The organism is Microbacterium sp. LWS13-1.2 (genome assembly GCF_040144835.1).
GTDB lineage: Bacteria > Actinomycetota > Actinomycetes > Actinomycetales > Microbacteriaceae > Microbacterium.
Genome location: NZ_CP151632.1, coordinates 928,664 through 940,641, shown reverse-complemented (window position 1 = coordinate 940,641; position 11,978 = coordinate 928,664). Strand labels below are relative to the sequence as shown.

The window sequence follows — 11,978 nt, the reverse complement described above, 5'->3', positions numbered from 1 at the left end:
GATCTCCGGGGAATCGAATGAACAACAAACGTGCTCGCATCTCGCTGGCTGCCGTCGTCGTGGCGGCCGCGGTCTCGCTCAGCGGCTGCTCGATCGTCGACCAGCTCCTGCCGTCGTCGCAGCCGGTCCGCGACGCCGAGACCGGCGAGGTGAGCGAGGCGGTCGACAATGCGGACGTGTTCGCCATCCGCGTCGGCGACTGCCTCAACACCGCGAACATGGACACGACCGAAGAGGTGAGCGACGTGCCCGTCGTTCCGTGCGACGAGCCGCACGACGACGAGGTGTACTACTCGTACTCGCTGGCCGACGGCGACTACCCGGGCGAGGACGCGATCATCGCGGATGCCGACACCACCTGCATCGCGGAGTTCGCGACGTTCATCGGCCTGGCGTACGAGTCGTCCACGCTCGACTACTGGCCGATGTACCCGACCACAGGGTCGTGGGAGAGCGGCGACCGCGAGGTGCTGTGCATCGCGTGGGATCCGGCCGGCGCCCAGCTGACCGGCACCCTCGCCGGCGCCGCACGCTGATCGACGTCACGGCGCTCGCGCTCTGCGCGGGCGCCGCGACGCACGCATCTCCCGCTGCCGCGGCGCTTTGCTGAAGGATTCGGCGAGGGGCCACTAGGATCGAGCGAGCACGAGGAAGCGGGAGCACGGTGGCTGACAGCACGGCGAAGACCAGATCGGGGAAGGCCTCGGAGTCCGAGGTTCCCATCGGGCCTACCGGGCGTCCCTACCAGGGCTTCCCCACTCCGCCGAAGCTCGACGGCCACGGTCCTGCTCGCATCATCGCCCTCTGCAACCAGAAGGGCGGCGTCGGCAAGACGACGACCACCATCAACCTCGCCGCCGCGCTCGCCGGCTACGGTCGCAAGGTGCTCGCGGTCGACTTCGACCCGCAGGGTGCACTGTCGGCCGGTCTCGGCATCCAGACGCACGAGATCCCGACGATCTACGACCTGCTTCTCGACGGCAAGCGCGACCCGTACGACGTCGTCGTCCACTCGCGCGTCGAGAACCTCGACGTCATCCCGGCCAACATCGACCTGTCGGCCGCCGAGGTCCACCTCGTCAACGAGGTCGCGCGCGAGCAGACGCTGTCGCGCGCGCTGCGCAAGGTGTCCGCCGACTACGACGTCGTGCTCATCGACTGCCAGCCGTCGCTGGGTCTGCTGACCGTCAACGCGCTGACCGCCAGCCACGGCGTGGTGATCCCGCTCGAGTGCGAGTTCTTCGCCCTGCGCGGCGTCGCGATGCTGATCGAGACGATCGACAAGGTTCGGGACCGCCTCAACCCGACGATCGCCCTCGACGGCGTGCTCGCGACGATGTACGACTCGCGCACGCTGCACTCGCGCGAGGTGCTCGAGCGCGTGGTCGACGCGTTCGGCGACGACGTCCTCGAGACGGTCATCGGCCGTACCGTCAAGTTCCCGGATGCCTCGGTGTCAGGCATGCCGATCACCGAATTCGCGCCGGAGCACGCTGCCGCGCAGGCCTACCTGCGGCTGGCGCGAGAGCTGGTCGCCCGTGGCGCTGTCGCCTGATCAGGACTCTGGGTTCCGCGTCGCGCTGGCGAACTTCGACGGACCGTTCGACCTGCTGCTGACGCTGATCTCGAAGCACGAGCTCGACATCACCGAGGTGTCGCTCTCGCTCGTGACGAACGACTTCATCGCCTACCTGCGAGATCTGGGTCCCGATGAGGACCTGGACGAAGCGTCCGAGTTCCTCGTCGTCGCCGCGACGCTCCTCGACATGAAGGTCGCCGGGCTCCTGCCCCAGGGGGAGCTGGTGGACGCCGAGTCCGTCGCCCTGCTCGAGGCGCGCGACCTGCTGTTCGCGCGCCTCTTGCAATACCGTGCGTTCAAGGAGGTCTCGGCGTGGTTCGAGCGCTGCCTCCGGCGCGAGGGCGTACGCCACACGCGGTCGGTGCGGCTCGACGAGAAGTACCGGCAGGCGGTGCCGGAGCTGGTCTGGTCGCTGAGCCCCGACGATTTCGCGGCCCTCGCGCTGCTGGCGATGACTCCGAAAGAGATCCCGCGCATCGGGTTCGACCACCTGCATGCGCCGCTGGTCAGCATCCGTGAGCAGGCCGCGATCGTGGTGACGCTGCTGCGGGATGCCGGATCCCTGACGTTCCGCGAGCTCATCGCGGGGGTCGGCCAGCCGGGTGTCGTCGTGGCGCGATTCCTGTCGGTGCTGGAGCTGTACCGCCACGCCGCCCTGTCCTTCGAACAGCTCGAGCCGCTCGGCGAGCTGACCCTCCGCTGGAGCGCGCAGCGCTGGAGCGACGAGAACCTCGCCACCCTGGGAGCCGACTATGACCGATGACGCTGCGCCGAACTCCCCGATCACGACCGACGTCGCGCGGCGGCTCGAGGCGATCCTGCTGATCGTCGAGGAGCCGCAGAGCCTGGTGAGCCTCGCGGCAGCGGTCGGCGCCCCCGTGCCCGCGGTGCGGCAGGCGATCGAGGCGCTCGTCGACGACTACGACGGCAAGTCCGGCGGGCCCGTGCGCGGCTTCGAGCTGCGCGAGGTCGGCGGCGGCTGGCGCCTGTACGTCCGCGAGGAGCTCGACGACCTCGTCAGCGAGTTCGTCGGCGGCCAGGCGCCGTCGCGGCTGTCGCAGGCGGCGCTCGAGACGCTCGCCGTGATCGCCTACAAGCAGCCGGTGACCCGCAGCCAGGTCGCGTCGATCCGCGCGGTGAACGTGGACTCGGTCGTGCGGACGCTGCTGGCGCGCGGGCTCATCACCGAGCTCTTCGCGGATGCCGAGACCGGCGCCATCAACTACGGCACGACCGACGCGCTCCTCGTGCATCTCGGCATCAACTCACTGGACGAGCTTCCGCACATCTCACCGCTGCTGGACGGCGCGGACGAGGTCGGCGACAGCCTGGACGAAGGGATACGTCGATGACCGGCGGAGCGGCACAGGGACCGGGCGCGGAGTCCACCGAGGGCGTGCGCCTGCAGAAGGTGCTGGCGAACGCCGGGGTCGCATCGCGGCGGGTCGCCGAGGACCTCATCGTCGCGGGCCGCGTCCGCGTCAACGGCGAGGTCGTCACCGAGCTCGGCTCGCGCATCGACCCCGAGAACGACCTGGTCGACGTCGACGGCACCGCCGTGCAACTCGACCAGTCCAAGCGCTACGTCATGCTCAACAAGCCCACCGGCGTCGTGAGCTCGATGAAGGACGACCGTGGTCGCCCGGACCTCCGCCGTTTCACGAAGGACTGGGACGAGCGGCTCTACAACGTGGGCCGATTGGATGCCGAGACCAGCGGACTGCTCGTCCTCACGAACGACGGCGAGCTGGCGCACGTGCTGGCCCACCCCTCGTTCGGCGTCACCAAGGTGTACATCGCCAAGGTGGACGGACGGGTGACGCCGCAGACCATCCAGAGGCTCGTCCGCGGCGTCGAGCTCGAGGACGGCCCGATCGCCGCCGACAAGGCCCGGCTGCTGTCGTCCTCGGCTGAAGGCGGCGGGTCGCTCGTGGAGCTCACGCTCCATTCGGGCCGCAACCGGATCGTGCGCCGCATGATGGCGGCGGTCGGGCATCCGGTCGTCGAGCTCGTGCGGCGGCAGTTCGGGCCGCTCCACCTGGGAACCCTGCCAGCCGGGCGCGCCCGCGAGTTGACTAAAGTGGAGCGGGGCGCTCTGCTGACTCTCGCGCGCAGTGCGACTTCTTCCACGCCGGCGGAGGACGCGCCCGATGCCCGCGACGGCGATCAGTCCGCGGAGTGAAGATCCCTCTCTGTGGGGCGAACAGGAGACGCAAGTGACCGACACGAGGCCGACCTCGGCGCGCGAGCGCGCCGGAGAGTCCGCGCTCGCTCCGCGCGTGCAGGGCACGGTGCGGATCGTCGGCGCAGGCCTTCTCGGAGCCAGCATCGGCCACGCGCTGACCGCACGGGGCGTCGACGTGGCCCTCGACGACACCTCGCCATCGCAGCTGCGCCTGGCCGTCGATTACGGGGCGGGCCGGCCTGCCGCCGACTCCGACCATCCGTCCCTCGTCGTCGTCGCGGTGCCGCCCGACGTCACCGCTGACGTCATCCAGCGCGAGCTCGCCCGCTACCCGGGCGCCGTCGTGACGGATGTCGCGAGCGTCAAGCTCGAGCCTCTCCGCACGCTCCGCGAGCGCGGCGTCGACCTCACGCATTACATCGGCTCTCACCCGCTGGCCGGGCGCGAGCGCGGGGGAGCGATCTCGGCGCGCGCCGACATCTTCGTCGGGCGGCCGTGGGTGGTGTGCCGCGACGAGGAGACGCCGTCGGCGGACCTCGCCCTCGTGGAGGGTCTGGCGCTCGATCTCGGCGCGACGCCGCTCGAGATGAGTCCCGAAGACCACGACCGTGCGGTCGCACTCGTCTCGCACGTGCCGCAGCTCGTCGCCAGCCTCCTCGCCGGTCGCTTCGTCGACGCGCCCGACGGGTCGCTGCGCCTCGCGGGCCAGGGCGTGCGCGACACGACCCGCATCGCGGCATCCGCCCCCGAACTGTGGGTGCAGATCCTCGGGGCCAACGCGGCGCCCGTCGTCGACGTGCTCGATCTGCTGGCGACCGACCTGACCGCCGTCGCCGACGCGTTGCGCGCGCCCGACGCCCCCGGCTCGCGCCGCGCCGTCGCCGACACGATCCGTCGCGGCAACGACGGCGTCGAGCGCCTGCCCGGCAAGCACGGCCAGAACCGCCGCTTCGAGCAGGTCGTCGTCATGGTCGACGACACCCCCGGCCAGCTCGGCCGTCTGTTCGGCGAGCTCGGCGAGCTCGCCGTGAACGTGGAAGACCTGCGCCTCGAGCACTCGCCGGGCGCCCAGTTCGGCCTCGCCGAGATCAGCGTCGTCCCGAGCGCCGTGCGCCGAGCCGTCGACGGCCTCGAGTCGCGCGGCTGGAAGATTGCGAGCACCACCAATGACTGACTCCTCGACCTCCGCCGCGACGGACGGCAGCGCAGGCGTCGTCGTCGTCGCCATCGACGGGCCTGCCGGCAGCGGCAAGTCGAGCGTCTCGAAGCAGGTCGCCCGCCGTCTCGGCTACGGGTACCTCGACACCGGCGCCGCCTACCGCGCACTGGCGTGGCACGCCCTCGAGCGCGGCGTCGACACGTCGGATGCGGCATCCATCCTCGACGTCACCGGCGATTTCGACTACGCGATCTCGCTGGATCCCGATGCGTACTGGGTGCGTGTCGGCGCGGCAGACGTGACCGAGGCGATTCGCGAGCCCCGCGTGTCGGATGCCGTGAGCGGCGTCGCCCGCGTCCCCGCCGTGCGCGAGTCCGTGAACCGGATGTTCCGCGCGCTGGTCGCGGCCTCCGGGCGTCCCGGTGTCGTCGTCGAAGGCCGCGACATCACGACGGTCGTCGCGCCCGACGCCCCCGTGCGCATCCTCCTCACCGCGGCACCGGAGGTGCGCGCGGCCCGTCGGAGCGCCGAGGTGACGACGCAGGATGCCGCGGCCGTCGCCGCCGCACTCCACCGGCGCGACGCCTCCGACTCGGCCGTCGTCGACTTCCTCACCGCCGCACCCGGCGTCGACGTCGTCGACTCGACCCACCTCGATTTCGACCAGACCGTGGACGCCGTGCTCGGCGTGATCCGGGCCGCAGAGCCGGCCCCGATGATCCAGGGCGCCCCCGCGGTCGACCCACTGCAGACAGGAGCCTGAGATGGCCGCCGACAACCCCGCCGACTTCGACGAGTTCGAAGACACCGCCGACGACCACCTCGCGGAGAACCTCGCCGCGCTGGACGACGACCTCGCCGAACAGCGTGCCGCCGCCCTGCGCGCCGGCCTCGAGGAGTACGACCTCGACCCGGAGGACGCCGAGCTGCTCGCTGGGCTGGTGCGCGGCGAGGACGGCATCGAGTTCCTCCCCGCGCTGCCCGTCGTCGCCATCGTCGGCCGGCCCAACGTCGGCAAGTCCGCCCTGGTGAACCGCATCCTCGGCCGCCGCGAGGCCGTCGTGGAGGACACCCCCGGCGTCACGCGCGACCGCGTCACGTACAAGGCGGAGTGGATGGATCGCCGGTTCACGATCGTCGACACCGGCGGGTGGGAGCCCGACGCCAAGGGCATCGACCGCTCCGTCGCGCTGCAGGCCGAGGTCGCGATCGACCTGTCGGACGTCGTGATGTTCGTCGTCGACGCCATGGTGGGCGCCACCTCCACCGACGAGCACGTCGTGCGCCTGCTGCGCAAGGCCGGCAAGCCCGTCTTCCTCGTCGCCAACAAGATCGATGACGCCCGTCAGGAGCCCGAGGCCGCGGCCCTGTGGAACCTCGGCCTCGGTGAGCCGTACCCGGTCTCGGCGATCCACGGCCGTGGCGTCGCCGACCTGCTCGACGAGATCGTCAAGGTGCTGCCCGACGTGTCGGCGGTCGCCAAGCACGAGATCGGCGGCCCGCGCCGCGTCGCGATCCTCGGACGCCCGAACGTCGGCAAGTCGTCCCTGCTCAACAAGGCCGCGGGCGAGGAGCGCGTCGTCGTCAACGAGCTCGCGGGCACCACCCGCGACCCCGTCGATGAGATCGTCGAGGTCGGCGGCAAGCTGTGGCGCTTCGTCGACACCGCCGGCATCCGTCGCCGCGTGCACCTGCAGCAGGGCGCGGACTTCTACGCGTCGCTGCGCACGTCGGCCGCGCTGGAGAAGGCGGAGGTCGCCGTCGTGGTGCTCGACGTCACGCAGCCGCTCAGCGAGCAGGACGTGCGAATCATCGACCTGGTGCTGGAGTCGGGGCGCGCACTCGTGCTCGCCTTCAACAAGTGGGACCGCCTCAACGACGACGACATGGACGGGCAGGACCGCCGCCGCTACCTCGAGCGCGAGATCGAGCAGGACCTCGCCCACGTCGCGTGGGCGCCCCGCGTGAACATCTCGGCGCGCACCGGACGCCACCTCGACAAGCTCGTGCCGGCGCTCGAGACCGCGCTCGAGTCGTGGGACCAGCGCATCCCGACCGGCAAGTTCAACGCCTTCCTGTCGGAGCTCATCGCCGAGCACCCGCACCCGCTGCGGGGCGGCAAGCAACCGCGCATCCTGTTCGGCACCCAGGCGTCCACGCGCCCGCCGACCTTCGTGCTGTTCACCACGGGCTTCCTCGACCCGGGCTACCGTCGGTTCATCCAACGCCGCCTCCGGGAGCTGTACGGCTTCGAGGGCACCCCGATCGTCATCAACATGCGGGTGCGCGAGCGCCGCCAGCGCTGACGCCCGCCGCCGCAACCGCGGGGAGGACGGATGCCGCGGGTCGCGGCATCCGTCACCCGCCGGTGCGGTGGGCGAATGCCGGTCGCACCATGGCGGTCTCGTCGGGCTCGGCGAAGCCGAACTGCCGGTACAGGCCGTGCGCGTCGCCGGTGAAGAGCGTCCACCGCAGGTCGCGCCCGGGCCCGTCGTCGATCATAAGCTGCAGCAGCAGCTTGCCGAGCCCGTGGCCGCGATGCTCGTCGAGCAAGAACACGTCGGCGAGGTAGGCGAAGCCGACGCCGTCCGACACTGCGCGAGCGAACCCGACCTGCTCGCCGGTATCGCTGCGATACGCACCGACGACGCGCCAGGCATTGCCGATCTGGGTCTCGACGTCAGCGCGCGTGCGCCAGCGTCCCCAGTAGGCCTCCGTCGACAGCCAGGCCCACACGACATCGTGCTGGATGCGGGCGGGGTCGTCGTCGATGTCGTAGTCCATAGCGTCCATTCTGGCGAGCCCTCGCGTGACGGCCGGCGGTCCGGTCACCCGCCCGTGGCTCGGTAGAGTGACAGGCTGATGGTGAACGAAAGGCCGGTACAGTGACGATCGAGCCCCCCGCCCCCGGCGAGCCCCGGCGCCCTCACGGGCCGCGCGACCCGGGTGACGCGTGGGTGGTCGCACCCACGGGGGAGCGGTACTGGGGCCGCTTCGGTGCCGCTGGACTGCTCGCGGTGGATGCCGAGCGAGGGGTGCTGCTGCAGCACCGGGTCTCGTGGAGTCACTTCGGCGATACCTGGGCGCTGCCCGGAGGAGCGCGCCACGAGGGCGAGTCGGCGTGCGATGGAGCCTTCCGCGAAGCCGCAGAGGAGGCGCGCGTCCCCGAGGCCGCCGTGCAGCCGCGCCTGCTGAGCGTTCTCGATCTCGGCTACTGGAGCTACACCACTGTCGTCGGCGACGTCGTCCGGCCCTTCGAGCCCGTCATCAGCGACCCCGAGAGCCACGAGCTGGCATGGGTGCCGGTGGGCGAGGTCATCGGCTATCCGCTCCACCCCGGCTTCGCGGCATCGTGGGAGGTGCTGCGCGGTCTCGTCGATGTGCGGCCGGCCGCCATCGTGGACGTCGCCAACGTCATGGGCTCGGTGCCCGACGGCTGGTGGAACGACCGCGCGGGCGCCGCCGCGCGCCTGATCTCGCGGATCGCGGGCCTCGCCGGGCGTGGGGTGCCGGCATCCGTTCTCGACCTGCCCGAGCACACTTGGTACCCCGAATGGACCGCCGTCGTCGAGGGGCAGGCGCGGTCCGTGGCAGACGCCGACGGCGTCGAGGTGGTGCGGGCCACGGCGTCCGGTGACGACGCGATCGTCGTGGCCGCCGAGCAGGCGGTGGCGCGCGGACGTGTCGTGACGGTCGTCACGAGCGACCGCGGCCTGGCCGGGAGGGCGACGGCTACCGGAGCCGCCGTCCGCGGTGCCCGCTGGCTGCTCGACCTGATCGACGCCTGATACGGACCTGTCGGAATCGCCGCCCGCGCGGGGCGGAAGGTCTGCGGCGCGGCGCGCGCCTTGCGGGCCGCGTCTCGGCGGCGGTACGTTTCGCGCAGGATCCGACGGGCGCCGGTGCCGACCCGTGGCCGGGACGCGACCGACGGGAGAGCGACATGATCATCTCCAGCGACCTGGACGCCGGCCGAACCGCGTCGGCGGACCGGCGCTGGGCAGACGCGCTCGAGCTGCTCGCACGTGTCGATGCGCGCGTCGGGCTCGGGGCATCCGATCTCGAGACGCTCGCGACGGCCGCGCTGCTCCGCGGTGAGCCGCGTGTATCCGTCGACGCGCTGTCGCGGGCCTACTCGGCGCACCTCGGCGCGCAGGACACCGCGGGCGCTGCGCGCTCGGCGGGGTGGCTGGCGCTGACCCTCATCGAGCAGGGCGACTTCACCAACAGCGTGATGTGGGCCGCGCGCGCGATGCGGATCGCGGGGGCGATGGCCGAGCCCGGCGCGCTGGCGGGCTTCGTCCGGCTGGCGCCGGCCGTCGGGCAGCTGGGCAGCGGGAACGCCGCCGAGGCGGTCCACTCCTTCGAGGAGATCCTCGATGTCGCCGAGCGCGCGGGCGATCGGGAGCTCGCGGCGTTCACGAGACTCGGCCTCGGCAAGTCGCTGATCGAGGCGGGGTCGCCGGCCGAGGGCTTCGCATGCCTGGACCTGGCGATGGCCGCCGTCGCAGCCGGCGATGTCCCGCCGCTGCCGAGCGGCGTGATCGCCTGTGCCTCGGTCCCGGACGCCCTGCTGGCCTTCGACCTGGAGCGCGCGGACGCGTGGACCGCCGTGCTGGCTCGGTGGTGCGGCGAGCAGCCGCAGCTGATCGCCTTCAGCGGGCAGTGTCATGCGCTCGAGGCGGCGCTCCTCCTCGTGCGGGGCGCGTGGGCCGAGGCTTCGACGGCCGTCGATCTCGCGCTGTCGCGCTTCCGGGCGGGCGACTACCGGGCGATCTGGGGTGCTCCCTACCAGCTGGGGGAGCTCGCCCGGCTGCGCGGAGCGTTCCACTCCGCCGAGGAGTCGTACCGCCGCGCGGCGGACTCCGGATGGGAGGCGCAGCCCGGCCTCGCGCTTCTCCACCTCGCGCTCGGACGCACGGCGCGGGCGCAGGAGGAGATCCGCCGGAGCGCGGCCGGCGCCGACCCGGTCACCCGACGGTTCCTCCTGCCTGCGCTCATCGAGATCGAGGTGGCGGCGGGCGATCCCGCATCCGCGCGTCGCGCGCTGGAGGAGCTTCGCGGACCGATACCCGACACGGCCACCCCGATGCTCGACGCCACCGTCGTCACGGCGGACGCGAGGGTGCTGCTCGGTGAGGGGCGCGCGGCAGGGGCCCTCGAGGCGGCGCGCGCCGCCGCGCACGCGTGGAGCGCGGTCGGGGCGCCGTACGAGGCGGCCCGCAGCCGGGTGCTGGCGGGGCATGCACTTCGCGCGCGCGGCGAGACCGAGGCGGCGAGAGCGGACTTCGAGGCGGCCCGCGCGGTGTTCCTCGAGCTCGGCGCGGAACCCGCCCTTGCCGACCTCGCGGCGCTGATGGGCGATCGGCGCTCCGGCGCCCTCACCGCGCGCGAGCTCGAGGTGCTGCGGCTGGTGTCGACGGGCCTCACGAACCGGGGCATCGGCGCAAAGCTGTCCCTGAGCGAGAAGACCGTCGCGCGGCACCTCGCCAACATCTTCGGCAAGCTCGGCATCTCGACCCGAGCCGCGGCGACCGCCTACGCGTACGAGAACGGGCTGGTCTGACCGGTCGCGCATCGGAGGGTGTCTACACACAATGACCCATGCGCGGCGCCCACCGAACATGGGCTCTTCGCCCGACGCGGCGCGCGGGCGCGTGCACCTACCGTGGCGATATGGACATCCCGCTGATCGCAGGCACGGTATCGACCGTCGTCTTCGCGGTCAGCAACCTGCCCATGCTCCGCAAGGCCCTGCGCACCGGCGACGTCTCGTCGTACAGCCTGGCGAGCATCGCGATGATCAACGTCGCGAACGTCGTCTACTCGCTCTACGTGTTCAGCCTGCCGCTCGGCCCGATCTGGGCGCTGCACACGTTCTACCTCGTCTCGTGCGCCATCATGCTGGTGCTGTGCCTCGTGCAGCGCCGCGTCGCAGCGAGGAGGGAGGCGTCGAGCCGCGTGCCGGTGCTCGCCGTCACGGAGGGTCTGGAGCCGGTCACTCGCGTCCCCGAAGGCGATCGATCTCCCGGCGCTCGCGCTTGGTCGGGCGCCCCGCGCCGCGGTCGCGCTGCGCCATGATCGGCGTGGGGTCGCGTGGTGGGGTGCGGTCCTCCATCGCGGTGGGGACCAGCGGGGCGCCGACCCGCTTGGAGATCGGCTGCTTCACGACGAGCATCCGGTCGAACCCGTCGATGCGCACGCGGATCTCGTCGCCGATCCGCACCGGCTGGGCCGCCTTCGCGCGCTCGCCGCCGACGCGCACGTGCCCGGCTCGGCAGGCGGTGGTCGCGGCCGAGCGGGTCTTGTAGATGCGCACCGCCCAGAGCCAGGCGTCGACGCGCACCGCCTTGCCGGCGGTCGAGGCATCCGTCATCTCGTCACCGCCGGTTCCTCCGCCGTGCGCCGTTCGCGGACGCCGACGAGCACGCCTGCGGCGATGAGGCCCTGGCCGAGGCAGTACGTGAGCATGACGAGGGGACTCGTCCAGTCCGGCATCGCGTCGGGCACGAACAGCCGGAACGCGAGCACCGAGTCGGACGCGAGGAAGAACACGCCTCCCCACACGATGAGCGGGTGGCACCGGGATGCCGCGACCGCCGTGCCGCCCAGCACGAGCCCGTAGAGCGCGACGGCGACGGCGAGGCCGCCGAGATGCGGCCACAGCACCGCGAGGAGCGCGATCCACCAGACGGCGTAGACAGCCGCCCACGGCGGCACGCGCCGGACCGCGAGCATCCGCCAGAACAGCCAGATGTAGCAGAGGTGGGCGAGTCCGAAGAAGAGCAGCATCATCGGCACGGTCGGCAGCCACGGCACGAACGTGCCCGCGCCGTCGCCCAGCCACGAGAGCCCGATCGCGACCACGAGCAGGGTGTGGGCGCGCGTCCAGCCGGATCCGCGCGCGCCCCAGACGACCGCGAGGGCGAGGAGCGGCATGAGTGCGAGCTTGGTCGGCGGTGCGACCGCGGTCGCACCGACCGCGAGCGCCGCCACATGCACGATCGACACCGCGATGTAGGGCACGAACCCGATCCACAGCCGACGCATGATCC

Annotated in this window: 14 protein-coding genes; 11 read left to right on the top strand and 3 right to left on the bottom strand. The window is 71.9% G+C overall.

Annotated features, from left to right (window positions below; translation table 11 throughout):
- Positions 1–17 precede the first annotated feature (17 nt).
- The 8 genes from MRBLWS13_RS04580 to der all read left to right on the top strand — a co-directional run bounded on the left by MRBLWS13_RS04580 (position 18) and on the right by der (position 7,229).
- A complete protein-coding gene (locus MRBLWS13_RS04580; protein ID WP_349427859.1) occupies positions 18–536 on the top strand; it encodes a septum formation family protein in 519 nt (172 codons plus the stop codon).
- Between the two features lie 128 nt (positions 537–664).
- The gene (locus MRBLWS13_RS04575; RefSeq protein WP_349427858.1) at positions 665–1,555 is read left to right on the top strand and encodes a ParA family protein; all 891 of its coding nucleotides are present in this window, start codon (positions 665–667) and stop codon (positions 1,553–1,555) included.
- Positions 1,539–2,342, top strand: a complete 804-nt coding sequence (locus tag MRBLWS13_RS04570; RefSeq protein ID WP_349427857.1) for a ScpA family protein — start codon at positions 1,539–1,541, stop codon at positions 2,340–2,342. The genes MRBLWS13_RS04575 and MRBLWS13_RS04570 overlap by 17 nt, the downstream gene beginning before the upstream one ends.
- Positions 2,332–2,931: an SMC-Scp complex subunit ScpB gene (scpB, locus tag MRBLWS13_RS04565; protein WP_349427856.1), complete on the top strand. Its 600-nt coding sequence runs from the start codon at positions 2,332–2,334 to the stop codon at positions 2,929–2,931. The genes MRBLWS13_RS04570 and scpB overlap by 11 nt, the downstream gene beginning before the upstream one ends.
- Positions 2,928–3,761 (top strand): pseudouridine synthase, encoded by an 834-nt coding sequence (locus MRBLWS13_RS04560; protein WP_349427855.1) that lies wholly within the window; start codon positions 2,928–2,930, stop codon positions 3,759–3,761. Before scpB ends, MRBLWS13_RS04560 begins: the two co-directional genes overlap by 4 nt.
- A gap of 97 nt (positions 3,762–3,858) precedes the next feature.
- Positions 3,859–4,938, top strand: a complete 1,080-nt coding sequence (locus tag MRBLWS13_RS04555) for a prephenate dehydrogenase (protein ID WP_349428981.1) — start codon at positions 3,859–3,861, stop codon at positions 4,936–4,938.
- On the top strand, positions 4,931–5,686 hold the full coding sequence (gene cmk, locus MRBLWS13_RS04550) for a (d)CMP kinase (RefSeq protein WP_349427854.1): 756 nt from the start codon (positions 4,931–4,933) through the stop codon (positions 5,684–5,686). The genes MRBLWS13_RS04555 and cmk overlap by 8 nt, the downstream gene beginning before the upstream one ends.
- 1 nt (position 5,687) lies before the next feature.
- A complete protein-coding gene (gene der, locus MRBLWS13_RS04545; RefSeq protein ID WP_349427853.1) occupies positions 5,688–7,229 on the top strand; it encodes a ribosome biogenesis GTPase Der in 1,542 nt (513 codons plus the stop codon).
- Positions 7,230–7,281: 52 nt separating this feature from the next.
- Here der and MRBLWS13_RS04540 read toward each other — a convergent pair whose 3' ends face one another.
- Entirely contained in the window at positions 7,282–7,707 is a 426-nt protein-coding gene (locus tag MRBLWS13_RS04540; protein WP_349427852.1) for a GNAT family N-acetyltransferase, read from the bottom strand.
- Between the two features lie 101 nt (positions 7,708–7,808).
- Here MRBLWS13_RS04540 and MRBLWS13_RS04535 point away from each other — a divergent pair, with 101 nt between their 5' ends.
- From MRBLWS13_RS04535 to MRBLWS13_RS04525, 3 genes are all read left to right on the top strand, one after another.
- A complete protein-coding gene (locus tag MRBLWS13_RS04535) occupies positions 7,809–8,711 on the top strand; it encodes an NUDIX hydrolase (protein ID WP_349427851.1) in 903 nt (300 codons plus the stop codon).
- A 155-nt stretch (positions 8,712–8,866) separates the two neighbouring features.
- Positions 8,867–10,489, top strand: a complete 1,623-nt coding sequence (locus MRBLWS13_RS04530) for a helix-turn-helix transcriptional regulator (RefSeq protein ID WP_349427850.1) — start codon at positions 8,867–8,869, stop codon at positions 10,487–10,489.
- 110 nt (positions 10,490–10,599) lie between these two features.
- The gene (locus tag MRBLWS13_RS04525; protein WP_349427849.1) at positions 10,600–11,004 is read left to right on the top strand and encodes a hypothetical protein; all 405 of its coding nucleotides are present in this window, start codon (positions 10,600–10,602) and stop codon (positions 11,002–11,004) included.
- On the opposite strand, the gene MRBLWS13_RS04520 is transcribed toward MRBLWS13_RS04525, so the two are convergent.
- A complete protein-coding gene (locus MRBLWS13_RS04520; RefSeq protein ID WP_349427848.1) occupies positions 10,922–11,299 on the bottom strand; it encodes a S4 domain-containing protein in 378 nt (125 codons plus the stop codon). The genes MRBLWS13_RS04525 and MRBLWS13_RS04520 overlap by 83 nt on opposite strands.
- Complete coding sequence (locus tag MRBLWS13_RS04515) at positions 11,296–11,973, bottom strand: lysoplasmalogenase (protein WP_349427847.1); 678 nt, start codon at positions 11,971–11,973, stop codon at positions 11,296–11,298. The genes MRBLWS13_RS04520 and MRBLWS13_RS04515 overlap by 4 nt, the downstream gene beginning before the upstream one ends.
- Positions 11,974–11,978: the final 5 nt, after the last annotated feature.